Source organism: Paenibacillus sp. SC116 (assembly GCF_024733555.1).
In the GTDB taxonomy this organism is placed as follows: Bacteria; Bacillota; Bacilli; order Paenibacillales; family Paenibacillaceae; genus Paenibacillus_B.
In genome coordinates, this window is record NZ_JANIOF010000001.1 from 379,774 (window position 1) to 405,131 (window position 25,358).

Here is a 25,358-nt window from a genome sequence, read left to right on the forward strand (position 1 = left end):
CCAATCGACCATCTTTGTTTACAATGCAATGGATTGATCGGTCAGTAAAAGATGTAGGAGATGAAGCACTTGCCAGTACAGCTATATGAGCGGGATGACATCTTAGAAGCGTGCCTGTCTGTGTTTGCACGCCATGGATATAAACATACGTCAACTGGAATGTTGGCAGAGGCGGCTGGTATTTCTAAGGCGCTAATCTTCCATCATTTTAAAAATAAAAAAACACTTTATCTTAGTTTGTTAGAACATTGTTATGAAAAGGTGAGCACTGCGCTTGAAGTGGACTTCATCAGTGAGCAGGAGTATTTTTTTGAAGCGCTTGATCTGTACATGCGCAGGAAATTTGACTATTATCGCAAGCATCCAGAAGAATCGAAGCTCGTATATGAGGCTTTTTATTCGATCCCGGATGAATTAAAGGAAGATATAGAAGAGAAGTTTGGTCATGAGCTTGCTATCAAAGATCAAGTGTGGGAGCGGCTATTTGATAAATTCCTTCTGCAAGATGGCTTGGTACGCAGTCATGCGCTTGAACTTATTCGCATTGCCTTTACGCATTTAGATACGAAATTTTTCGCTGACCTAACCAATGGAGTATCAATCAATGACGAGTATATTTTTAACCTGCACGAGAAAGTCCGTCATTTTTGCAGCATGCTCCGTGATGGGATTGAACAGGAACCTTCATGATTCAAATTCATGAGGGTTTTTATTTTTCTCGAATGAACGAATGGAGGAATATGTTGACAATTCATATTTTCAAGTGTAGTGTTAAGAAATAAACATATATATTACAATTGTAATAGAAAAGAGGAGGTACTTTGATGAGGGAATTACCAAGAATTTCAGAAGCGGAATGGGCTATTATGAAGATCTTTTGGACCAAGTCGCCGATGACAGCTAACGAAGTTATCGATATGCTGGCAGACAATAAAGAATGGAAACCCACTACGATCCGCTCCTTAATTAGCAGATTGCTCAAAAAAGAGGCGCTTGGGTTTGAGCAAGACGGCAAGACTTATTTTTATTACCCATTGGTTAGTAAGGAAGAATGCATTAAAGCAGAAAGTACATCGTTTTTACATCGCTTGTATGGCGGGGCGTTAAAGCCAATGTTTGTGAACTTTTTAAAGCAGGAAAAGTTGACAGAGGATGAAGTGGAGGAGCTGAAAAAGCTGCTCGATGAGAGGAATCAATAAGAATGAATGGCGTTCTGGCATTCGTTGCATCTTTTGTAGACTGGCTTGTTTTGACTTCTTTTATGGCCTCTGTTATCGCTGCACTAATCTTAGTTGCTAGATATTTTTTGAAAAATGATTTGCCGATGAAATGGCAGTATATGCTTTGGTTCATCTTGTTAATAAGAATGGTAATACCTTGGGCACCCGAAAGTTCTATTAGTGTATTTAACATTTTTTCATTTATCGAACAACAAAGCACCACACAAGCTCTAGATGCAGCAACTCATTTAGATACGTTATCAGATTCAAATTTAATTCCTCACTCAACCACAGCAGAAGCTTCGATCCAGCAAACTAGTGAGCAACAGCAATTCAAAACAAAAATCACGACTTTTACAGATCGCATGATGAAAAGAGATACTACAGTTATGACCTTGATTTATGGCGGATTATTTGTCATATGGTTGTTTGGTGCAGTGGCTTTTGTCGTGTATCTGTTTGTATTAAACTATAAGTTTGCTAAAAAATTAAAACTAGCTACTTGTGCAGCAGCAAATACGGAGAGCCTAGCTGTACTTCAACAATGTAAAAACGAGTTAAATATGAAGCGGCAGATTTCGCTACATATTTCGTCAAAAATAGAAGAACCCACTCTATATGGAATCATACAACCGAAAATTATACTTCCGGCTGCAAGTACCACGAAGTTGCTGCATTCCGATCTAAGATATATTTTCCTCCACGAGCTTGTTCATTTAAAACGAAAAGATATTTCCGTAAATTGGATCATGACAATATTACTTGTTGTACATTGGTTTAATCCACTGCTTTGGTACGCATCGCGAAAGATGCGAGAAGATCAGGAGCTTTCTTGTGACGCCATAGTTATGTCTTGCATACAGCCCAATGAAGCAATCGAATACGGGTATACCATTGTTAGGCTCTTAGAAACACAACCATCGAAGTCATCCCGATTTGTTGCGACTGCTACGTTTATCACAGACAAATCTTTTATTAAGAGGAGAATCAAGATGATATCGATGTTCAAGAGAAGTTCAAGATCTATAAAATGGTCTGTGTTTGGTCTTGTGATTATTGCTATTTTTTCTACGGTAGCTTTGACAAATGCAATAGGTGGATCAAAACTGATTCTACCTGAAAGTATACCTGCATTTGTGAAAACGAGTGATATCGATATGATTAATTGGGAACGAAAAGCAGTTCCCGTTAATGTGCTCAGTGCAATCGGTAATGTAGGAAAATCTGCAGTTCTCGGTGCAGAGAGCCCAAGTCTCAACGGACAAAAGTGGATGTGGTTTTTGTGGGGAGTATCGAACATTGACTTAACGATTGTTGGCTATCACAAAGATTCGAAGTCCGTTCACTCCATTCTAGGAACATCTAAGTCTAAATCGAATATTTGGACATTGGAAAACGTATCAGTACCGCATCTTGGAGCTGATGCTCATGCTCCCTCGAGTGTGAAAATCCCAATAGCAGGGGAATGGGCGATTCTTTTGTACACGAATGGTGAACTTTTCGATATATTGGTCTATGATATTAAAGAATAACTGCTGCGGAGTCTGGTCTTACGATCGGGCTCTTTTTGTTGTTGTTCATTTAGGATGTAAAATATAAATGATGTCACAAAACACTATCATTTTATGTAATAATGCTTGTATATCTTAACTTACATAATCCAAATTGAAAATATACTCAGACATGTGTTATGTTTTCCTAGTTGTTTGCCCTGTTTAACGTTACGTACATATAAGGAGGAGACTCTATTGGACTGGTTACATAAAGAGATTGCTGCAAACTGGCGCCGTGAGGGGAAAAGATATGCAGCAGATGTTAATGAATTTGTTCGAATCGGAATAGGTAGTGAGTGGAAGCAGAAGCAAGAAGAGCCAGAACAAGACCAACGATCCAGCCTTGCACAATCTATTGTGAACATGATTCGTGCGGCCAATAAAGCTGGAGAAGTAGAGCGATTGAGAGAAGAGATTCCTCCTGCATCATGGCCGATTACGCCTGCTTATGAGAATAAGACTCATGCTGTAAAGCCTATCGCATTTTTACAAGATGGCAGTTTCATTGTACATACAGGCGGTCATGGAGATATCAGGAAGTTGTACCTTATCTATCAACAAACGATATCGGAAATTCCAAACTTGCAGCAGATTGGTTGTTCGCCAGATGGAAACTATTTTGCTCTCGTAAATAAGCAGGGTATCCGTATCATGCGTGGCCTTAATCGTTATAAAATAGAGGGAGAATCAGAAACAGCAGTTTTTTCGTGGGAATATATTCAGAACAGTATTAAAAAGTCTGTCCCTGAAGTAGAATCTCTTGCAAATCTAGAACATCCGGAAACTGTTCTGGATGAAGTCATACCGTTTCATGATGGGAAAAGCCTGCTGCTCGTAAGCCATTACGGGATATATTTGATAGAAAACGACGAAGTACAAATCCTTCATCCAGAGCTATCGCAGCTTATCGAAGATGAGATAGAGGATACAACCATTGATATGGCTCATGGAGCTGTGTCGCCGGATGGGCGTTGGATCGCCTATGGAAGCCAATGCAGTGAACATTTGCTGAAGGATTTATCTGATGGAACAGTATATGAATTTGCTCCAGAGTCCAGTTATCCGCACTACGCATTGTTTTCCCGAGATAGCGGTGATGTTTGGTATAACGCCTGCCATTTCTATAATGGGATGACCATTCGTGTGCCTATTACTGAAGCGATGAAGCAAGCACCAACTGCTGAAACAATGGAATGTCCGCTTATGAATGATGAAATGCGTGTGTATGCGGGAGCAGCATTGAAAAAAAGTCACATTCTAGGTGATGCTTATGGATATTTGCGCTGCATGGATCGGGATGGACAAGAAGTATGGCGTTATTTTGTTGGCAGCACGATTTCTGGGATAACGGTATCTCATGATGAAGAACGATTAGCGGTAGGGACGTATGGTGGTATGCTTCATTTCATTGATCTGACAACTGGATGCAAAAGTGAATACAGCATAGGTACGGCTGCGATTGTAGAGACGGAGCGCTGGATATTGTGGCGGAATGAAGAGCCGTTACGATGGTAACAACCCACAGAAACAATGATATTTCTAAGTGTAAATAAGTAATTCGTAATTTGGTAAAAATATGATTGTATGGATGATACGATTAGGTATTCAGAGGAAGGTGAATATGAACATTACATCTTGGATGCTCGGGCTCATTATCTTTTTAAATATTATATTCGCTTTTGTCGTTATTTTTCAGGGAAGAAGAAAAGACATAGGGTCAACATGGGCATGGCTCATGGTGCTGTTATTGATTCCAATCGTCGGTTTCGTACTGTATATTTTCTTCGCACAGAACTTTAAACGTACAAAATTGTTTTATTGGGATGACATTAAGAAACAAGGCTTAGATCAAGGGTTAAAATCTCAAGTTTCCCAGTTTCGTGCTCAGCAATTCCCGTTTCGAAACGCTACTTCAGCGCAATATAGAGATTTGATCACGATGAATTTGCTTAACAATCAGGCGGTACTTAGTGAAGACAATCAAGTTAAGATCTTTACGGACGGTAAAGAAAAGTTTGCCGCATTGTTTAAAGATATTGAGGAAGCTACAGAGTCTATCCATGTCCAGTATTACATTATTCAGAAGGATAACTTGGGCAAGCAGCTTATCGATTTGTTGACGAAGAAGGCCAAAGAAGGGGTTATGGTCCGAGTACTGTACGATGATCTTGGCTCCAGAGGGATTAATAAGAACGTAGTAGAAGATCTACGTGCTGCTGGCGGACAAGTTGAGGCATTTTTCCCATCTAAGCTTCGTCTGATAAATCTTCGACTAAATTATCGGAACCATCGTAAGCTGGTCATTATTGATGGTACGATTGGTTACGTGGGTGGTTTTAACGTAGGTGATGAATATCTAGGTCTTGATCCCAAATTCGGCTATTGGCGAGATACACATCTTAGAATTGAAGGTTCGGCAGTTTATTCGATTCAGACTAGATTTATACTCGACTGGAATCAGGCATCTGAGAACCACGATATTAATTACGTTCCTAGTTTATTTCCTCCTATCCCTGCAAGAGGAGATAAGGGCATTCAGATTGTTTCTAGTGGACCTGAGTCGGAGTACGAGCATATTAAAAATACGTATTTGAAAATGATTACTTCTGCTCGCACGTCGATATATATTCAAACACCGTATTTCATTCCGGATGCAAGCGTTCTTGATGCTTTAAGAATTGCTTCTTTGTCTGGCGTAGAAGTAAATATTATGATTCCAGATAAACCGGATCATATCTTTGTGTATTGGGCTACACTCTCGTATATTGGTGAGTTGTTAAAGACGGGTACGAATGTTTATTTGTACAGTAATGGATTTATTCATGCCAAAACCTTAGTCGTAGATGACAAAATCGCATCTGTAGGTACCGCTAACTTTGATTTCCGCAGCTTCAAGCTTAATTTTGAGGTAAATGCTTTCGTCTATGACGAGGCAGTAGCACAGCAGCTAACGGAAGAATTTAAGCGCGATATCCACGTATCTACGTTGCTAACGATGGAAAAGTATATGGAACGTTCGCGTTGGATTCGATTTAAAGAGTCCATTTCGCGATTATTGTCACCGATTTTGTAGTGAATTTTGAGAAAAGTTGACATTTCGTAGGTGCAACTATATACTAATGTCAACTCAAATGGAATGCGGAGAAGCACCTCGCAGGATAAGGCTAATAGGCCTTTCTTGTGAGGTGCTTTTTTTGTTTCCTTTGAGAAATATTTTTAATAAGGAGATGGTTCAGTGTTAAGAAGAACAAGTTATAGCAGGTATGGTTGGGCAGTTGTATGTTTGTGTTTTCTGCTGTTTGTCTTTAGTCCAGCTTACGCATCTGCTTCAAACAGCGGATGGGATACGGCTTTGGCTACTGTAGAGCAATTACATGACAGCTTGAGTGCTCTGGAATTAGTCAATCAACTAGACAAGCGGAAAATACAAACGCTGCGCAAACAAAATAATGACCAACGTAAAGAAGTTGACAGGAAAATAAAGCTCATCGACAAAGAGAAGCTTGAGCAGTTGAAGTTGGAAGCAGATCGTATACAAAAAAGGCACGAACCGCTTCTTGCTAAATATATTGAACTCGGCAAAAAAGCGGCAGAAGCTAAGAAACGAAAAGATAAAAAATCTGCGCTGCGATATGATCTTGAACGAAATCGGATTAAGGTATCTTCAAGTGCGGCACGCAAAGAAATCAAGTCGAGTAGAGATACATTAACAGCCGCGAGGAAGCAAGCTTCTGCTAAAGCTAAGCTAGTCAGAGATGCACTGGAACCGATCCAAGCGATAAAGAAACAAATTACAGCCGAGAATAAGAAAATAGCAGTAATACATAAATCACAGAGTGCGGCCAATAAACGCTATCGTACATCGATTAAACAAGGAAACGCTTTGACCGCAGCTTTAGAAATAAATATTATCGTCGGAGAGCTTAATCGAGTTCAGGCTTCACAGAAGAAAATCTATGAATGGGAAGGCAGTATTCGGAATTTGATTCGTACGGCTGAAGGCAAGTTGTAAGTAGATTGAGGAGTACGCTTGCTAGATGAGATAAAAGCTGGGCTCATATAGAGTCCAGCTTGATTGCTGCATTCATGTTGTTTCAAACAGATGTTCTTTGAATAATTTGATAAGGAATTAATACTTTTTGATTGGATTTATTAATAATCAGCTCACATGCTTGTTCACCAACTTTCGTTAATTGATGATCAACTGTAGTAATTCCTAACCCTATACCAATCGGTTGATTCTCTTGACCGATAATCGCTAAATCTGTAGGAATCTCAAGATTGATCGATTTTGCATACAACTGAATGCCGCCAGCTACTTCATCTCCATTTGCAAAAATAGCAGAGGGTCTGTTTGGCAGATGCAGCAGTTTCTGAGCTGCTATATAGCCATCATCTAGACAGTTGCACCCCGTTATATAATAGTCCGCTTGAAACGTTCCAAATACCTTTTTATAGGCAGCTATTAAATGCTTTGTACTCATGCTTTCCGTTTCTCGCGCTGTTGTAAACGCAACATGTACATGTCCTTTATCTTTTAATAGCTGAAAGGCTTCTACATAGGATGTATACCTGTCTATATAAGAGCAGCCAATTGTAGGGTGGGGGGTAAAATCATACGATACGATCGATCCATAGTCTGAAAACGGAATGATTGCCTCCCAATCATTTGCTCTAGATGTTAAGATAATGCCGTCAATCTGTTTGTTTTTTAACTTAGCAAGATATTCAAGTTCTTTTGCTTTATTATACTGAGTCGGCAGAACAATAACCGTATAATCCTTTTCTGCGGCTTTGTTAAGAACGCCATTCAGTAATTGATCGAAGCATGCATTATTGTTGTACGGGATAATCAGGCCAATCATTCTAGTTTCGCCCCGAGTAAGATCAATAGCGCTTTGGTTAGGTGCGTAATTCAGTTCGTTAATGATCTTGAGTACTTTTGTACGTTTGTCATCTGAAACATATTTATGATTATTTAGAACTCTTGAAACGGTTGTAACCGAAACACCAGCCAATTTTGCTATATCATGAATATTCGCCATGGAAGTGAGCTCCTGTAAGTTGTGATGTAGTGAACTTTCATTCTATACGAGATTCGAGATTCATGTCGTGGAATAAGAATCATTTCATTTTATTTTAAAATATGAAATGGGTTTCAGGTCAATGAAGAGATCCAAGAAATTATGAAATAAATGCTGCGAAGAGCGTTATCGTAAGATTGCCTTTTGAAACAAATAGGGTGTAATGAACGTCAGTCTCATTAGAGGTGATGGAATGAAAAAGATGATTATTATTGGATTGACTGCGTTATGGTTATCTGCTTGCAGTGACTTGCAGGGATCAAATGGTCGTACGGATGAAAATTTCCCGAAAATTTCAAGACCTTATAATTCCGAACAAGCCATACAAAACGGAGATGTAGTGAATGTACATGGGCAACTTTCTAATATGGATAAGTGGCATCAATTTTTGAAAAACATCGAGGCAAATAAGGCAGATAAAGTACGTATTACTCAATACACCATTGAAGGCGATCCAATCTTCTACGAGCTTATTTATAATGGAGAGTCGATTCATTATACGTTTGATAACTCGATGGACGCATATGGTTCAAATCAGGGCAGACCAAGTACAACTTGCAAAGGAATGGGAACTAAGAAAAATGAGCAAGGAAATGAATATTATATATTAAAGGATTGCGATAATGAAACGGGTAAGACATTTTGGTTTCACAAGAAATAAACCATGATTAAAGAGAACGACATCGCTGCCGTTCTCTTTGTATTTATTTCACCTGTTTTTCATGGTTAATTAACCACTCTTTACGTGACAGGCCGCCTCCGTAACCTGTAAGGTCTCCGTTCGCGCTAATGATGCGATGACAGGGGACAACTATGGCGATTTGATTCGCTCCATTCGCTCGAGCTACAGCACGAAAGGCAGAAGGATTTCCTATCAGTGATGCTAATTCTGAGTAAGAGCGTGTTTCGCCCGCAGGTATTTGTCTTAATTGCTCCCATACTTGTAGCTGAAATGGAGAACCAAGATAATGGATGGGGGTTTGAAATTCAGTTCGTTCTCCTTCAAAATATTGATTCAGTTCCTGCTCAATAGAAAGAATCGGAGCTGTGGTCCCAGGTATAATAGCTGATTTTGTTCGCTGTCTAAGGCGTTCAACTTCACGTTCCAGCCCTCGGCGATCTACGAACTCTAACAGATAGAGCGCTTCTTCATCGGCAATGGCGATCATAGGACCTAATCGTGTATCCAACCATGTTGCTTTCAAAATACGAACGTTCTCAAGCGAACTTGGGGTTGAGCCCATAATGCGTGAAAATGCATCTCTGAATCCGCTGCTTGATTCATATCCAGCTGCTAATTGTGCTTCGATCACATGATCGCCTTCTCTTATTTGTTTCATCGCAATTCCCATGCGCCGCGCACGCGCGTATTCCACAAATGTCATTCCGAATCGCTTTTTAAATTGACGGCGCGCTGTTGAAGCATCAATCGACAACTGCTGTAAATCTGCATCTTTCCATCGTTTTTCCGGATTTGCTTCAATGGCTTCTACAAGCATGCGTACAACTGCTGATACATGGTTGGGGTGGGAAAGCGGGCGGCATCTTTTACATGGGCGAAAGGATGCAAGTAGCGCTTGTTTTGCCGTTTCAAAAAACTCACAATTTTCAAACTTTGGCTTTCTGGCTGGACATGTTGGACGGCAGAAGACACCAGTCGTTTTGACACCCACATAAAAAAGACCTTCATATTCCGAATTTTTATCAACTAAAGCTTGGTAATATTCACATTTACGTTCAGCTACAATCATTTTGCTCACCCTAATTTCAAATGGATTCGATCTAATTACGATCATTATATCCATCTTATGGAGTGCTGTCCGCCGAAAATCAGGCATTGATATTTTTAAAAGGAAGGACATGTATTGCTACGATGAAACGAATTATGCAGGCTGCATGCATCGCTTTAAACGCGGAGATTTTGGTTTACATAATATTAATTAGGTTAACGATTTAGCTTTTACATAAATAATGGTGGATAAGATAGGAATTCAGCTATGCAGCTCAAACTTGTGTTAACAAGCTCGTAATGTGGAGCAAAATGAATTGTGGAGTGGATTACACTTAGATTTCAATCGTGAAGCCGTTTTCGTGCGGTAATTTGCTCTAACGGTCGCGAGTGACGTTAATTACGCAAAATCGTGCTATGTAGTATTTTAACGGTCGTAGGAGCGCTTATTTTAGCAATATTGGAGAATGCCATCGCTTTTTCTGATAAATAAGCTAACTGGCATCCTTTACATTTCAATCGAAGCAAAATGCAAGCTGATAGCCTCCATGGCAACCGTTACGTTAATGCAATTGATCTTGCCATAGGAGTTCGGCGGTCCATGAAGATGCCAGCTTCCTTTTACGTACTTTTGTTACCATCTGCTGCTGGGCAGGGCAGGTTTTCTAATAGTTGAGCCGAACCTTGACTATGAAGGTTCGGCTCATTTTGTGCAGACTATGTATCGATCATTCATATGCGGTAGATTTTTAGACTTCGTTTGTCTTAGTCTTATTTTCTCTGGCCAAAAACCAGCCTAAAACCCCAGATACCGCTATCGCTCCAAGGACAATAGATATCTCGAAAGTATCAAAATAAAAATAGGACGTTAGTGAATTCTGAGCAGCACGCATACCAATCACCGTAACGTAAGACACGATAAAACCGATAACCGTGCCAAGCAATACGTATTTTACTTTGTTGTCTGCCAGCTTACGTGTTATGACTTTATAGCCAACGATGATGAAAAGCAATGGAAGGAGGGATAGTAATTTTTGAATGAAAGATGAATAAGGTACAAATATTGTGATATGCTCATCCAATAGCATATACAGCCAAACTCCGAATACACCTCCGACTGCAATGCCACGCACATTAATCATCTCATCATATTTGAAATAAAATATACTCACGAGAATAGTAAGTATGGGAAATGCAATCATTCCAATAGAGTAAACTAGAAAGCTAAGTGCAAAAGAATCTTGCGGTGTAGATGTACTGAAATAAAAGTTATCTAATAAAATAAGCGCGACTAGATAACTAGCTACAACCGTAACGAGGCTACCGAGCATAGCATATAAACTTCTCATTAGTTCCTCCTAATGTAATATGATAGTTGTATCATAAGCTGAGAATGTTTGGAAATAGAATTTTTAAGAATTATGTAACCTTACCCATAAAAATAAATGGATACACATTGAGTTATGGACCCGATAACGTTTATAATAAATCGAGTAAAAAGTATATTAGAAAAGGTGTCATGGATGAGCATATTAAATGTAGAGAAATTAAGCCACGGCTTTGGAGATCGTGCGATCTTCAAGGACGTTTCCTTCCGCCTGCTTAAAGGCGAGCACATTGGACTAATCGGCGCCAACGGCGAAGGTAAATCCACTTTTATGAATATTATTACTGGTAAGCTTCAGCCAGATGAAGGTAAGGTAGAATGGTCCAAGCGTATGCGTGTTGGATATTTGGATCAGCATGCTGTACTTACGAAGGGATCTTCCATTCGTGATATTTTAAGAAGTGCCTTCCAATATCTATTTGATCTGGAACAAGAAATGAATGACATGTACGGCAAGATGGGGGATGTAACGCCAGAAGAGTTGGAAAAGCTTCTTGAGGATGTCGGTACGATTCAAGATACGCTGACGAATCAAGATTTCTATCTCATCGATGCTAAAGTCGAAGAAACCGCTCGTGGACTTGGACTTAACGATATCGGATTGGATAAAGACGTTCATGACCTCAGTGGTGGACAACGTACGAAAGTATTGTTGGCGAAGCTATTGCTTGAAAAGCCAGATATTTTGCTACTGGACGAGCCGACGAACTATTTGGATGAGCAGCATATCGAATGGTTGAAACGCTACCTATTGGCGTATGAGAATGCATTTATTTTGATTTCACACGACATTCCGTTTCTTAACAGTGTAATTAACATGATTTATCATATGGAAAATCAAGAATTGAATCGCTATGTTGGCGACTATGATAAATTCCAGCAAGTGTACGAAATGAGAAAGCAGCAGCTTGAATCCGCTTATAAGCGTCAACAGCAAGAGATTGCTGAGTTGAAAGACTTCGTTGCGCGTAACAAGGCCAGTGTAGCGACGCGTAACATGGCGATGTCGAGACAGAAGAAGCTGGATAAGATGGATGTTATCGAGCTTGCTCAAGAAAAACCTAAGCCGCAATTCAATTTCAAGGATGCTAGAGCTTCAAGCAAGCTTATCTTTGAAACAAAGGATCTCGTTATCGGATATGACGAGCCGTTGTCTCGTCCGCTTAACCTTCGTATGGAACGCGGTCAAAAGATTGCATTTGTCGGTGCGAACGGTATCGGTAAGACGACGCTGCTGCGCAGCATTTTGGGCGAAATCAAAGCGATTTCCGGCTCTGTTGAGCTTGGAGAAAACTTGGAAATCGGCTATTTCCAACAGGAAATGAAAGAAGCAAACACGAACACTTGCATCGAAGAAATTTGGGGCGAGTTCCCAGCGTTCACACAATTCGAGGTACGTGCAGCGTTAGCGAAGTGCGGACTTACGACGAAGCATATAGAGAGTAAGATTCAGGTGCTTAGTGGTGGAGAGAAGGCCAAGGTACGTCTTTGCAAGCTAATCAACAATGAGACAAACTTGCTCGTACTCGATGAGCCGACGAACCACTTGGATGTAGATGCGAAGGATGAGCTGAAGCGTGCCTTGAAAGCATACAAAGGCAGCATCCTGCTCATTTCCCACGAACCTGAGTTCTATCGTGATGTTGTTACAGAGACATGGAATTGTGAATCTTGGACAACAAAAGTATTTTAATACATGTTAATAATGCCGGTTCTGTCGCAATTGATGCGATAGAACCGGTTTGTACTATCTACATATATACGGCTATTGATGCAACGTATTAAATACCAGCGTTCGAACTATTTGCATTTGATGAACGCTCTCTATTTATATGAAGTGCAAATCGACCTCTAAGAAACCACGAAAACTACCACTTAGCTCTGATGGAAAATGATAAATTCTCAAAGAAAGAAGCTTTTGATATATACGGTAATCATTGCGAATATATTGGAAGTGAGGCATTTTGCATCTATGGCAATGAGCGTTATAATAACCTCAACTTCATTTCGTTAACCGAAGAGTACAGGCTTAAAACTATTCAATACAACATTTAAATCTGTCTCTCGGAGAATGAAAGAAGTTTTACTAGCCGACATAATTGGGTATCAAATGGACAAGACTCCGCTATTTTGATTCGCATCGAGTTAGCCTGTTACAGTATACAAATACGCTGTATAATGGAGAAACTTCGTTTCAAGATAACGGATGAGCTAGTTAGGCAAGATAGGATTCAAAAACCGAAAGCCTGAGTATTTAGCTTTGTACGATTGTTAGAGCAATAAAATTCAGCAAGATCCATATGAGGTGGCTTATGAATGATGAGCAATGGAGGCAGGCGGAATACGCACTGTCTCGCATGGAAGTAATGAAGCAAGGAATGAACGACCCCGTAACCATTGAAGGGGAGTCTGATGAACTGCACTGCATCGGAATCGGTACGGATGCTGCCGTGTTTGTCCATGACCGGATGCCTCAATACGCATATAAGCTCTACGCAGCAGAGGCGCTCCCTAAGAAAGAAGCGGAAATTAGCGTGTACGAAGCGTTGAAAGGGAGCTCATTTTTCCCAGTCTATTACGGTGCTGGAAATCGATATGTAGTACTTAGTCACGAACGAGGGATCACGCTTTATGACTGCTTGCTCTTAGGTATACCAGTGCCTAGACAAGTTGTTGATGACGTGGAAGCAGCACGAGCATTTGTCCGTGAAAAAGGGTTGAATCCCCGAGATATTCACTTAAAAAATGTGCTGCTGCAGGACGGTCGAGGTAAAGTTCTCGATGTGTCTGAATATATTCAGCCTGGTAACGACAAGCGATGGGAGCATCTTGTATGGGCGTATGACAACGTCTATCCTTTGCTAGAAGGAGAGAAAATATCAAGCTGGCTGTTGGAAGCAGTGAAAAACGGATATTATCGTTTTGATCCAGCTAACGGTAGTTTACAGGATTTCGCGGAGCGCATTAGAAGGCTCTTTTTTGGAAAGTAAGATCGGGAGAATGATATTCGTAATTGGAAAATATCATAACTATCGATTCACGAACGAATTCGTTCAAAATTTAAATACATGCATGAGTAAAGATCCCCGCAGCGTAACATGCGGGGGTTTTCTTTTCCATTTATGAAATGCTGAAAAAATAGTATGTCATTATAGGCTTCGGGATAATCAAACATTATCAGTTATCACCGGAATACAACCTCAATATTTCTTCCGCATGCTTACGCATACCATCGATTAATTCCTGCGGTTCTAGCACACGCGCATGAGCTCCGAGTCTATAAAATAAAGGCATGGAAAAATTAATTTCACTCTTATCCATCATCATATCGATATGGCCTGTTCCATCTTCATGGATGACGACAGAGTCTTCAAAGTTAGGGATGCTTTTAAATTGACGGATACCTTCTGCTGATAACTGAACATACAGCCGAATCGGCTGCTTGACTTCATAAGAGCTAAACCACTCCTGTAAATTCATATATTCATCATGATTTTCTTCTGTCGATTCGATAGATCGAATACGATCTACACGAAATAGCAGCACCTTTTGCTTAGGATAATCATAAGCAGGCAAATACCATAAACCATCATGGGCGTATATCCCGATAGGACGGATATACTTTGTTGTCGTTCCTGATTTTGATTCGTATTGCATGTGTATATTTTGATTATGAATAGCAGCTTCAAGTACGTCTCTTAACAGTGGTGTATGTATTGTCCGTTTAGGAGCCCAAAACGCGATATATGAACGAATTTTATCGACTTTAGCTTTCGCGTCAGGCTGAAGCGAATTATATAATTTATGCGACACAGAGCTGATTTCTGCATCAAAAGGTAAATCGCGATAGTAGCGTAAGGACTGAAAGGAAAAGAAAATGGATACCGCTTCATCCTCTGTAAATAATATAGGCGGCAGCATTTTACTTGATAATACGGTGTATCCTCCGTGCCGTCCTTGTTCCGCGTAAATGGGTAAGCCCATATCACTTAAATCCAGTATATATCGATGTACCGTACGAACAGATATCTGAAATTCATCTGCGATTTCCTGTGCAGTAAACTTCTTTTTCGCACTGGCAAACAAGAGAATATCTAATAATCGCTTTGCTTTTGACAATTCGCTCACCTTTTCTTTATTTATCATGCCATTAGTTGTCATGTTTTATCGTTAGTATAGAGGATACCTGATGAATGTATCAACAATTAGGAACTTTCAAACAGCGAAAAGGAGACGGATGATATGTCACGCGAAATTATTTTGTATATTGCAACAAGTTTAGATGGATTTATTGCGAAAGAAGATGATGATTTGCAATGGCTAATGGAAACGGAAGCAGAGGAAGGCGATAACGGATACAACGAAATGTACCAATCGATCGATACGACGATTATGGGGAAACGCACGTATGATTGGGTTGTGGAAAATATCGAAACGTTTCCGTATATGGATAAAAAGAACTATGTCTTTTCAAAGACTGAAATAGGTTCCAATGAATATGTGGAATTCGTTAATGAAGATGTGGTCGAGTTTACGAGAAAGTTGAAAGCTCAAGATGGCTCAAAAATATGGATGATAGGGGGAGGCTTAATCCTTGATGCATTTATGAAGGAGAACTTAATTGATGAATATATCATAACGGTGACTCCTCACATCTTAGGTTCTGGCATTCCTTTATTTAAAGAGAAAAATCCACAAATTGATTTGCAGCTAGTCAGTACACGACGGACGGGGCAGTTTGTGGAAATGCACTATAAGGTGAAATAAATCGTATTCTCGCTCAAAAGGAAATCTCCATCTCCACTTCATCTGTGGTCATTGGAGGTTTCTTTGCGTATGTGAATAGGCGAATTGAAACGTAAAGCTTTATCTTCCCATTGAAAGAGGGAAATATAATAAAATATTGTATTGCCCTCACGTAGCGTCAATATAGTAAGCTAATGGAAGCGGGGGGTTATGTTAAGTAATCTTTATGAGGGGGATTCCACAGTGGTTGATAATCGTACCGTTATGGAGAATGGAAGATGCATAGAATGTGGAGCGAAGTCGGTAGATGGATTTTCCTGCTACGAACTGTTTGGTTTTCCACTTGTATGGGAGCACAATGACCCCGAATTATATGCCCTGCATTTCTGGCTTGTTTCATGTTATATGATACAGCATCCTTCTAACTACACAGAAGAAGGGTATCGTCTCACGGTTCAATTATTTTCGGAGGCTTACGATAATGATTGGGATACTGCGTATATTCTAAAAAGAAATCGAAAGATGGTCGCCACAATTGATAAAATATCAAATCCGCAACCGCATAAAGAACGAGTGCGAAAATTAAAATCTTGGTCTATGACGATTGAAAATATATACGCAGGCGGAGAAAAGAATGCTATCGCAAATATTATCAAATGGAAAGACTCGATTCGCAATGAATTAGATTATCCGATAAAGTAACAGACCGCCTTTCATAACAAATAGGTATCTATGTCTAGGTATCGTTTTGTATACTATACCACTTTGAAGTGCCTACTTTTATAAATGGATCATTTAGGGGATAATAAACACATTGATAATCATTTAAAAGTTAGTTACTTTCTATAGTATAGTAAGGGGTTGGAGAGCGTGGAAAAGTATCGTATTGATCAAAATAAAGGTATAGAATTTGGTCTTTTTACACTAGGAGAGCATACTCCAGATCCACATACAGGTGAACGAATATCTGCTGAACAGCGAATCCATCAAATTATTGAGTCAGCGAAGCTGGCGGAGCAAGCGGGCGTAGATGTTTTTGGTGTTGGGGAAAGTCATCAAGAGTATTTCGCATCACAAGCTCATTCTGTTATTTTAGGCGCAATCGCACAAGCAACTGAAAAAATAAAAATCATAAGTGCTTCTACCATAATCAGTACCTCTGATCCTGTACGTGTATATGAAGACTTTGCAACGATTGATTTGATATCAAAAGGGCGTACAGAAATTGTAGCGGGACGGGCATCACGAGTAGGTCTTTTCAAATTGTTAGGGTATGAATTGCACAATTATGAAGAATTATTTGAAGAGAAATTTGATCTGTTGAACCTGATTAATGAACAGGAAACGGTGAACTGGAAGGGACAATTCCGTGCTAAGCTGCATGATGCTAAGGTTCTGCCTCGACCAAAGCTCGGTTCGATGCCAATCTGGCGTGCAGTTGGCGGCTCTCCAGGCAGTGCAATTAAAGCGGGTCGTGCGGGAGTTCCTATGACACTTGCGACACTAGGTGGTCCAGCAACAAGTTTCAAACATGCTGTGGATGCTTATCGAAATGCTGCAGCAGAGAGTGGATATGATCCACAAACCCTTCCTGTTGCCATTACAGGTTTGTTCTACGCGGCTGAATCTACGCAGAAAGCGCTAAGTGAGTATTATCCATATGTAAACTCAGGCATTACATTGGCAAATGGACGGGGATACCCGAAACAGCAGTTTGCTCAAGGTGCAGACAAGCGAGATACGCTTGTGTTGGGCAGCCCACAAGAAATCATCGAGAAAATCCTTTATCAACATGAGATATTTGGACATCAGCGATATTTGGCGCAGCTAGACTTTGGCGGTGTTCCATTCGATAAAGTGATGAAAAATATTGAATTGATTGGCACGGAAATACTGCCGGCTGTTAAAAAATATACAGCCAAATAATTGGAGGCCTTTGCTATGAAAATTGTCGGTTTATCTGGTTCGATCGTAGGGTCGAAAACACGTACCGCTATGGATTATACGATTAAGACATTGTCTGAGAAATATCCAGATGTTGAAGTTACCTTAATTGACCTTGCTGAGTATTCGGTCCAATTCAGTGATGGACGTGACTATAGGGAGTATGATGGCGATACCGCTTATGTAACGAAAACGATTATGGAAGCTGACGCGATCATTATAGGAACACCTATTTTTCAATCATCCATTCCAGCGACGTTGAAAAATATTTTCGATTTACTTCCTGTTAATGCTTTTCGCGATAAAATCGTTAGTATGCTGGTCACTGCGGGTACATCGAAGCATTATCTCATTCCGGAGCTGCATCTTAAGCCGATTCTTGCTTATATGAAAGCACAAATGGTTCAAACGTATGTATTTATTGAAGAACAAGATTTCCAACGGAAAGAAATTGTGAATGACGATGTTCTATTCCGCATTGAACGTTTGGTGGAGGACACAGTCGTGTTGACTGAAACCTTTACGAACATTCGTGAGCAAAACGAAGCCAAGTATGATTTCTAAAAGGCTAATGAAGTGGAGCACCATGTAAACGACATAACTGAAATATCGATTGCAGACATAAGAAGGTAATAAGAAAAGAGGGGCAACTGTGACGATAGCCTCTCTTTTGTGCGGCTGCTAACATCAGCCATCTTATTTTATTACATGCTGCTTTGCTGTGCTTCTTGCATCTCTTGCTTCTTTTGAAGCTTACGCAAATTATGACTGTGACCCCATTCATGCATAGCTTCTAAAATTGGCTCCAAACTTTTGCCGTACTCCGTTATCGAATACTCCACTTTTGGTGGGACCTGTGGATATATTTTCCGTATAATAATTTCTTCTTCTTCTAATTCACGAAGCTGCTGCGTTAACATTTTCTGAGTGATGCCTGGCATATCACGTTTCAATTCGTTAAATCTTTTCGTTCCAGAATGGAGCAGATGCAGCAATATGATAGGTTTCCATTTGCCGACTAATATCCCCAACGCCTCATCGACGCGGCATAATTCGGGCTGCTTCTCCATTACACACCTCCGCTAAGTATCTATTTGTATACTATACCACTTAAACGTATGTACATCCATAAATCACAGTAGCAACGACGTAGTAAGAGCTTGCTAATCGTACGAACTCTTATTAGAGTCATTGTATAAGCATTCATATGAGAACCTTTAGAATTGACGTGTTTTGAGTTCAATGTACATGACTATATGTAGCGTAAAAATGCTTAGCGGTGGACATTAAGTTATTGGAGGACTCAGCAATGATAGAAGCTATGAAAATGTGGATTCAACGTTGGGAAGTAATCATAAGTCAGATCGAGCAACAAGGTGCGAATGTGCATCCTTTAGCCGTTCAACCTGGTGCAGCTGAAGAGGAGATCAAGGAAGTAGAGGAGCGAATAGGCATTCCGCTTCCGTCCGTATTCCGCGAATTATTGAAACAGGGGGCATCAGAAGTAGGTGTGTATTGGTCTCTGCCTGATGAGGCCATGCTTCCTGAAGAGCTAAAAGAAAAGCCCTCTGGCGATTTTGGCTGGAGCTTGAGAGGGCTGGATTGGCCCTATTTCGGTGGTGATGAGGATGACCCAGATGAACGCTGCTATTTGCAGTTTTACACAGCGGGAAACGGGGATGCATTACTAATCAAAATTGATGACGGTAAGGCAGATCCTGCTGTCTGGTACTGGGGACATGAGGATGGAGAGTTCGATTTATTAGCGCCCAGCTTTACCGAGTACGTCGAACGAGTGACGAGACTGGGCTGTATCGGTACAGATTGCGGGCAGCATCGACCATTTCTCAGGGAAGATGGCCTAGATCTACGATGCTCTAACGCTCAAGTATGGTTGAAGTGGCTTGATCGTTTCTTAACACTTACGTTAGAGCAGGCATCCGCAAATCTGGAAATGCTGCTTGAGTACGCTTCGATGCATGGAGCAGACGATCCAGATATCCAGGATGCGTTCGCGCGATTCGACCGATCCGAGGTATGCAGCCATTTAATATCTAAGTTGGAGCAAACGCTGCGGGCAGACCACCAGCAAGCTTGGGGTGAGATTATCGTGCGTGTATGTGCTTCTGAAGCTGTCAATTGGGTAAGATCGCTGTGGCATGGTGATGAGACATTCGCAGCGCAGACACGGGACTATTTAACCGCGCATTGTTTGCCTGAGGAAGAGGGTCTAACACTTGTGATTCGAGATATAGAAAGCCGTGAGGAGAAAGGATCTATTTATCCATACACGGCCTTACATAGATTGCGACATTTCCGCAATAGGAGCGTCATAAGTTGGATGAAGCCTTATGTCGCTTTTCCAATTGACGGTTGGGATTTGCTGCTGGCTGAATCGCAGCCAAGTGCGGAAGACTTGCTGGATTGGCTGAGCGGGAGCGATGCCGAGCGACAAACTGCGGTACATGCGATATGCAAGATGATGAAGCAGCAAACCGTTCCTACGACTCTGGTACATGTGCAGCAATGGGAGCAGCTACTTTCTTATTGGCGTGACAAGGAAATTTTGCGGAACAATAAACGAGTGTTTGATGAGGCTATCTCGGGGCTGTGCAGTTGGAATGCTTCCTAATTTTCTCTCAAACCAATCTTAATCACATGTCAGAAAAGGACACTCTTTATGAGCGTCCTTTTATTTTTTCCTTTTCTGGGAAAAGTAACGGTAACACTTGTTATAAGGACAGCAGCTTAGAGGTGACTGATGTATGGTATTTTCCAGTATCGTATTCCTATTTTTATTTTTGCCAGGTGTACTAACCATTTACTATGGGTTGTTGAGAGGCCGTCAGGCACGAAACATCTTTTTACTACTTGCGAGCTTGGTATTCTACGCATGGGGAGAACCTGTCTATGTACTGCTCATGATCGCGAGCTTTATGGGGAATTACGTCTTTGGCTTATGGGTACATGCCTATAGAGAGCAGAAGCAAGTAAGCCATATTGTCATCACGGTGATGCTTATTTATAACCTAGGTATTTTAGGTGTATTTAAATACTTGGGTTTTGCAATCGGGATTATAAATAACATGTTTCAAATGGATTTAGCGGTACCTCATTTAACGCTGCCAATTGGTATTTCATTTTACACCTTTCAAGGGATATCCTATGTCATCGATATTTATCGGCGTGATGCTGAGCCATTAACGAATCCGCTCGATGTGGGTTTGTACATTGCTTTATTTATGCAGCTCGTTGCTGGCCCCATTGTGCGTTTTAAGACGGTTGCTAAGCAGATTTATGGAAGATGCGAAAATGAGAGTGATTTTGTCAAAGGGATCGGCCGTTTTATAGAGGGATTGGCTGTAAAGGTGCTGCTTGCCAATAACTTTGCGCTGCTCGCTGACACTGCATTCAGCCTTGAGGGATATAGGCTGTCCGTTATGCTTGCTTGGATGGGAGCTGTAGCGTATGGCTTGCAAATCTTCTTCGATTTTTCCGGTTATTCTGCTATGGCGATCGGACTTGCTAACATGTTTGGTTTTCACTTTGAAGAAAACTTTAATGTTCCGTATATTTCTCGTACCATTTCGGAATTTTGGCGCAGATGGCATATCTCTTTAGGAACTTGGTTCAGAGATAACGTGTACATACCGTTAGGCGGCAGCAGAGTGTCAAAATGGAAAGTAGTTCGCAATTTGTTCGTTGTATGGTTTTTGACAGGACTGTGGCATGGTGCAAACTGGACATTTTTGGTTTGGGGGCTGTATTTTTTCTTTTTTATCATGCTTGAGAAAATATTCGGATTGGAAGGTTATTTTGCAAAATATCGGGCGTTAGGGCATTTGTATGTCATTGTTGTCGTTCTTTTTGGATGGGTGTTATTTAGAGCGAATAGCATTACCCATGCGTTTGAATATATCCAATCCATGCTTGGTATGAACGGAAATGCAGCAGTAGGAGATGAAGCGATCTTTTATTTTCGTGAATATGTGATCTTGTTTATGATTGGCATCATCAGCTGTTTACCGCTTAAGAAGTGGGTATTGGAACGACACATGAATTGGATGGGTCCTGCTGTTAGCTACACGTATCCAGTGGTTATGGCAGTGCTTTTACTCTTCTCGATTGCTTATTTGGTTAAAGGGAGCTACAATCCATTCATTTATTTTAATTTTTAATGTAAGGAGAAGGAACCTATGGTTATGGAGCAAGAAGAACAGGAGAAGGAACAGTCTACTCGAAATCGTTTTAGAAATCGACTCATCATTATGTTGTTCTGTTTGTTTTTATCCCTCAGTGGCTTGTTCACAATCATAGGAAATGCGAAAAAATTAAGTTCCATGGTAAAGGCGGTTCTGAAGGAAAATGCTGCGTCTACCCACGAATTTGATGGTAGGATCGGTAAATTAACAAAAGGGATCGAGGAGAATATTTCAAGTGGCTTTATAGCGAAGGAGAAATACATTGATTTGGTTGGCCTTGCAGACCGAATGTTAGGCAAGCAATATATTAACGATGTGGACCCAAAGAAAAATATCGTAAAGGATAATCACGGCTTACTTCACTTTTTGACACGGAGGATGAAAACGAAAGAAGTGACAGATCAGCTTGCCCATTTAAATGAATGGTTGAAGATCAAGCATATCCCGCTTCTTTATGTACAAACTCCATTAAAGGTCAAACCTAGATTTACACAACTGCCGCCATCTATCGAGGATTTCTCCAATTCCAACTCTAATACCTTTTTAGCTGGATTATCGACAGGCGGTGTAGATTATGTTGATCTAAGGAGCGAGGCTAGCAGAGCGCAGATGAATCCTGCGCTAATGTTTTATCGTACCGATCATCATTGGACAAACCAAACGGCGTTCTGGGCTGTCCGCAAAGTGGTTGAGAAGCTGGATGAAGATTACGGCCTAAGTTTAGATCCAGACCGTTTCTATACAGATCCAGCTAATTTCACCTATAGGACCTATGAACATGTCTTTTTAGGTTCGCAAGGAAGACGCGTAGGCAAGTATTATGGGGGTGTCGATGATTACACGTTGATTGCACCTGATTTTGCGACAAAGTATAAGATCGGCATCAACAAGAATGGGCGCTCTTTGTCGATAAGGGAAGGGAGCTTTGCAGACACCATACTTGCCAAAGAACTATTGGATATGTCCAGTTCTGTATACAAAAACCGCTATGCAGCTTACTTTGGCGCAGATTATCGTGAAGTTCAAATAACAAATCAAAATGCGCAAAATCAATTGAAAATGGTGATTGTCAAGGATTCTTTTGGCCTGCCTTTTACTGCATTTTTGTCTACCATGGTCAATGAAATTCGGATGATTGATTTACGTTACTTCTCTCATGAACAGTTACTAGCTTACATTAACGATTTTCATCCTGATGCTGTGCTGTTTGTGTATAAAGGGATCGGAATACGTTATAATCTGATTACCGAGATTTTGAGGATGTCACGCAGCTTCGTTCAGGAATAGAGTTGATTTGAGGTGATGATGGTGCGAAGTAAACAAGAAATGATGGATGTAGGCATGCAATTTGCGCGCAACTGTGAACAAATTAGAATGTTTACACTGGAAGGTTCACTAACAAATGTGAATATACCACCAGACGAGTTTCAGGATTATGATTTTAGTTATTTTGTAACGGACATGGACTATTTCAAGAAAAATGATGACTGGCTAGACTATTTTGGTCAACGAATTATTTTACAAAAGCCAGAAGATATGGAATTGTTTCCTGCTGAACTAGGGAACTGGTTCTCCTACCTCATGATCTTTGAGGATGGAACGAAGATGGATCTGACGCTTATTCCTCTTGAGGAATACAAGGACTATTTTGCAAATAGCGATGGACTAGTTGAAGTATTATTGGACAAAGATAACCTTATCCAAGAGCCTGTCATTCCCACGGACAGCATGTATCATATTCAAAAGCCTAGTCAGCGCTCCTTTGATGACTGTTGTAATGAGTTCTGGATGTCATCGACTTATGTAGCGAAAGGTTTAGCCAGAAATGAAAGTTTATTTGCGGCCGATATGATGAATCAGGTTTTCCGTCCACAGTTACTTACGATGCTCCGTTGGAAGGTAGGGATAGAGACAGGCTTTTCGTTAAGTGTAGGGAAGTCAGATAAATTTTTGATGAAATATGTAAGTGATGAAGTTTGGGTTAGGCTGCTATCTACATATGACATGAGTTCTCAATCGAAAATGTGGGAAGCGCTTTATACAAGCTGTGATTTATTCAGGGAAACGTCTCAATTAATCGCAGCACAACTAGGATACAGCTATTCTGATTATGATGAAAAAGTAAGCACTTATTTGGATCGTATTCGTCAACAATATGCCTAACAAGTATATTTGCATCGTCAACAGTGCACCTTGTAGTTAGAGGTGGTTTTTTATTATTGTTTGTTTTGAAAGAACATGTAGCAGCGCAATATTAGGTTGAAAAGAAATGCGTAGTTGACAGAAGATAGGATGCACATTATATTAAATGCATGCACATGCATGTAACTTCAATGACCACGATATATATAATTTTGATATAAGAGGAGAGTTATCATGGATCATTTATTTACCCCTTACGAATTAAAGGATTTGAAATTGAAAAACCGCGTCGTTATGCCTCCGATGTGTCAATATTCTGTCACGAACAAAGACGGGATCGCAACCGATTGGCATTACAATCATTATGTGAGTAGAGCTATTGGCGGAACGGGATTAATTATTATCGAAATGACCGATGTTGAGCCAGATGGACGAATTTCCGATTATGATCTTGGTATATGGTCTGATGATCATATTGCGCCATTGGCAAAAATAGTGGAGGCTTGCCACGCTTATGGGGCAAAAGTAGGTATTCAAATTGCCCATGCAGGACGTAAAGCAGAAGATGCGGAAGTTCCTGTAGCGCCATCAGCGATTCCATTCGGTCCTGAATCTAAAACGCCTAGAGAATTGACGACTGTAGAAGTGAAGGAAATGGTCGAGAAATTCAGACTGGGTGTAGAACGTGCTGTCAAAGCGGGATTTGATGTCATCGAGCTTCACGGTGCACATGGTTATCTGATACATCAGTTCCACTCGCCATTATCAAACCAGCGCACAGATGAATATGGAAAGGATGTAACACTGTTCGGTCGTGAAGTTATACGTGCAGCGAAAAGTGTAATGCCCGAAGAAATGCCCTTGATCATGCGTATTTCCGCTAGAGAATATGTACAGGGTGGATACGGAATTGAGGAAAGCTTACGCTTCAGCAAAGCGTATCAAGAAGCAGGGGCAGACATTTTCCATATCAGTACTGGAGGCGAAGGTTCAATTGGGGTAGGACCAATTGCAATGAATGACAAACCAGGGTCCCATGCTGCCTACCAAGTGCCATTTGCAAGAACGATCAAGCATCAGCTAAACGTTCCTGTTATTGCAGTTGGCAGATTGGATGAGCCAGCACTTGCGGATGCAGTCATTGGCAATGAAGATGCAGATCTCGTTGCAGTAGGGCGAGGGATGCTGAGAAATCCATACTGGACGCTAGAGGCAGCTCACCAACTTCATAAACAGACGGATGTTCCTCGACAATATCAATTCGGATTTCCTAAATGGAACAAATAAAGTTGCAGTTAAAATTATTGAGAGACCAGTCAATTCGTTTTGACGGTCTCTTTTTATAACAGGG

The 25,358-nt window shown here is 40.7% G+C and carries 22 protein-coding genes and 1 pseudogene; 18 read left to right on the forward strand and 5 right to left on the reverse strand.

Annotated features, from left to right (window positions below; all coding sequences use genetic code 11):
- Positions 1-60: 60 nt before the first annotated feature.
- The 6 genes and pseudogenes from NQ117_RS24095 to NQ117_RS01425 all read left to right on the forward strand — a co-directional run.
- Positions 61-225, forward strand: a pseudogene (locus NQ117_RS24095) (TetR/AcrR family transcriptional regulator); the annotation flags it as partial.
- Between the two features lie 599 nt (positions 226-824).
- The gene (locus tag NQ117_RS01405) at positions 825-1,199 is read left to right on the forward strand and encodes a BlaI/MecI/CopY family transcriptional regulator (protein ID WP_258276246.1); all 375 of its coding nucleotides are present in this window, start codon (positions 825-827) and stop codon (positions 1,197-1,199) included.
- Positions 1,200-1,201: 2 nt separating this feature from the next.
- On the forward strand, positions 1,202-2,752 hold the full coding sequence (locus NQ117_RS01410; protein WP_258276247.1) for a M56 family metallopeptidase: 1,551 nt from the start codon (positions 1,202-1,204) through the stop codon (positions 2,750-2,752).
- Positions 2,753-2,968: 216 nt separating this feature from the next.
- On the forward strand, positions 2,969-4,288 hold the full coding sequence (locus tag NQ117_RS01415; protein WP_258276248.1) for a hypothetical protein: 1,320 nt from the start codon (positions 2,969-2,971) through the stop codon (positions 4,286-4,288).
- Between the two features lie 106 nt (positions 4,289-4,394).
- On the forward strand, positions 4,395-5,846 hold the full coding sequence (gene cls / locus NQ117_RS01420; protein WP_258276249.1) for a cardiolipin synthase: 1,452 nt from the start codon (positions 4,395-4,397) through the stop codon (positions 5,844-5,846).
- Positions 5,847-6,008: 162 nt separating this feature from the next.
- Positions 6,009-6,785: a hypothetical protein gene (locus tag NQ117_RS01425; protein WP_258276250.1), complete on the forward strand. Its 777-nt coding sequence runs from the start codon at positions 6,009-6,011 to the stop codon at positions 6,783-6,785.
- An 82-nt stretch (positions 6,786-6,867) separates the two neighbouring features.
- Here the strand turns inward: NQ117_RS01425 and NQ117_RS01430 are convergent, their stop codons facing one another.
- Positions 6,868-7,818 (reverse strand): LacI family DNA-binding transcriptional regulator, encoded by a 951-nt coding sequence (locus NQ117_RS01430; protein ID WP_258276251.1) that lies wholly within the window; start codon positions 7,816-7,818, stop codon positions 6,868-6,870.
- A gap of 232 nt (positions 7,819-8,050) precedes the next feature.
- Between NQ117_RS01430 and NQ117_RS01435 the strand changes: the two genes are divergently transcribed.
- The gene (locus tag NQ117_RS01435; RefSeq protein WP_258276252.1) at positions 8,051-8,518 is read left to right on the forward strand and encodes a DUF4362 domain-containing protein; all 468 of its coding nucleotides are present in this window, start codon (positions 8,051-8,053) and stop codon (positions 8,516-8,518) included.
- A 43-nt stretch (positions 8,519-8,561) separates the two neighbouring features.
- On the opposite strand, the gene NQ117_RS01440 is transcribed toward NQ117_RS01435, so the two are convergent.
- Together NQ117_RS01440 and NQ117_RS01445 are read right to left on the reverse strand one after the other, a co-directional pair.
- Positions 8,562-9,608, reverse strand: a complete 1,047-nt coding sequence (locus tag NQ117_RS01440; protein WP_258276253.1) for a bifunctional transcriptional activator/DNA repair enzyme AdaA — start codon at positions 9,606-9,608, stop codon at positions 8,562-8,564.
- Between the two features lie 727 nt (positions 9,609-10,335).
- On the reverse strand, positions 10,336-10,935 hold the full coding sequence (locus tag NQ117_RS01445; protein ID WP_258276254.1) for a hypothetical protein: 600 nt from the start codon (positions 10,933-10,935) through the stop codon (positions 10,336-10,338).
- A 174-nt stretch (positions 10,936-11,109) separates the two neighbouring features.
- On the opposite strand from NQ117_RS01445, the gene NQ117_RS01450 reads away from it, so the two are divergent.
- Both NQ117_RS01450 and NQ117_RS01455 read left to right on the forward strand, forming a co-directional pair.
- The gene (locus NQ117_RS01450; RefSeq protein ID WP_258276255.1) at positions 11,110-12,666 is read left to right on the forward strand and encodes an ABC-F family ATP-binding cassette domain-containing protein; all 1,557 of its coding nucleotides are present in this window, start codon (positions 11,110-11,112) and stop codon (positions 12,664-12,666) included.
- A 619-nt stretch (positions 12,667-13,285) separates the two neighbouring features.
- Positions 13,286-13,963, forward strand: coding sequence for a protein kinase family protein (locus NQ117_RS01455; RefSeq protein WP_258276256.1), 678 nt, complete (start codon positions 13,286-13,288; stop codon positions 13,961-13,963).
- 187 nt (positions 13,964-14,150) lie between these two features.
- Here NQ117_RS01455 and NQ117_RS01460 read toward each other — a convergent pair whose 3' ends face one another.
- Positions 14,151-15,119 (reverse strand): helix-turn-helix transcriptional regulator, encoded by a 969-nt coding sequence (locus tag NQ117_RS01460; RefSeq protein ID WP_258276257.1) that lies wholly within the window; start codon positions 15,117-15,119, stop codon positions 14,151-14,153.
- Positions 15,120-15,215: 96 nt separating this feature from the next.
- On the opposite strand from NQ117_RS01460, the gene NQ117_RS01465 reads away from it, so the two are divergent.
- The 4 genes from NQ117_RS01465 to NQ117_RS01480 all read left to right on the forward strand — a co-directional run bounded on the left by NQ117_RS01465 (position 15,216) and on the right by NQ117_RS01480 (position 18,227).
- Positions 15,216-15,740, forward strand: coding sequence for a dihydrofolate reductase family protein (locus NQ117_RS01465; RefSeq protein ID WP_258276258.1), 525 nt, complete (start codon positions 15,216-15,218; stop codon positions 15,738-15,740).
- Positions 15,741-15,962: 222 nt separating this feature from the next.
- On the forward strand, positions 15,963-16,421 hold the full coding sequence (locus tag NQ117_RS01470) for a DUF5946 family protein (RefSeq protein WP_258276259.1): 459 nt from the start codon (positions 15,963-15,965) through the stop codon (positions 16,419-16,421).
- 168 nt (positions 16,422-16,589) lie between these two features.
- Entirely contained in the window at positions 16,590-17,645 is a 1,056-nt protein-coding gene (locus NQ117_RS01475; RefSeq protein WP_258276260.1) for an LLM class flavin-dependent oxidoreductase, read from the forward strand.
- 15 nt (positions 17,646-17,660) lie between these two features.
- Complete coding sequence (locus tag NQ117_RS01480) at positions 17,661-18,227, forward strand: NADPH-dependent FMN reductase (RefSeq protein ID WP_258276261.1); 567 nt, start codon at positions 17,661-17,663, stop codon at positions 18,225-18,227.
- A gap of 140 nt (positions 18,228-18,367) precedes the next feature.
- On the opposite strand, the gene NQ117_RS01485 is transcribed toward NQ117_RS01480, so the two are convergent.
- On the reverse strand, positions 18,368-18,733 hold the full coding sequence (locus NQ117_RS01485) for a winged helix-turn-helix transcriptional regulator (RefSeq protein WP_258276262.1): 366 nt from the start codon (positions 18,731-18,733) through the stop codon (positions 18,368-18,370).
- Positions 18,734-18,972: 239 nt separating this feature from the next.
- Between NQ117_RS01485 and NQ117_RS01490 the strand changes: the two genes are divergently transcribed.
- The 5 genes from NQ117_RS01490 to NQ117_RS01510 all read left to right on the forward strand — a co-directional run bounded on the left by NQ117_RS01490 (position 18,973) and on the right by NQ117_RS01510 (position 25,294).
- A complete protein-coding gene (locus NQ117_RS01490; RefSeq protein WP_258276263.1) occupies positions 18,973-20,295 on the forward strand; it encodes an SMI1/KNR4 family protein in 1,323 nt (440 codons plus the stop codon).
- A gap of 133 nt (positions 20,296-20,428) precedes the next feature.
- The gene (locus NQ117_RS01495; RefSeq protein WP_258276264.1) at positions 20,429-21,841 is read left to right on the forward strand and encodes an MBOAT family O-acyltransferase; all 1,413 of its coding nucleotides are present in this window, start codon (positions 20,429-20,431) and stop codon (positions 21,839-21,841) included.
- 18 nt (positions 21,842-21,859) lie between these two features.
- A complete protein-coding gene (locus tag NQ117_RS01500; protein WP_258276265.1) occupies positions 21,860-23,152 on the forward strand; it encodes an alginate O-acetyltransferase AlgX-related protein in 1,293 nt (430 codons plus the stop codon).
- 21 nt (positions 23,153-23,173) lie between these two features.
- Positions 23,174-24,028, forward strand: coding sequence for an aminoglycoside 6-adenylyltransferase (gene ant(6) / locus NQ117_RS01505; RefSeq protein WP_258278126.1), 855 nt, complete (start codon positions 23,174-23,176; stop codon positions 24,026-24,028).
- 213 nt (positions 24,029-24,241) lie between these two features.
- A complete protein-coding gene (locus tag NQ117_RS01510; protein ID WP_258276266.1) occupies positions 24,242-25,294 on the forward strand; it encodes an NADH:flavin oxidoreductase/NADH oxidase in 1,053 nt (350 codons plus the stop codon).
- Positions 25,295-25,358: the final 64 nt, after the last annotated feature.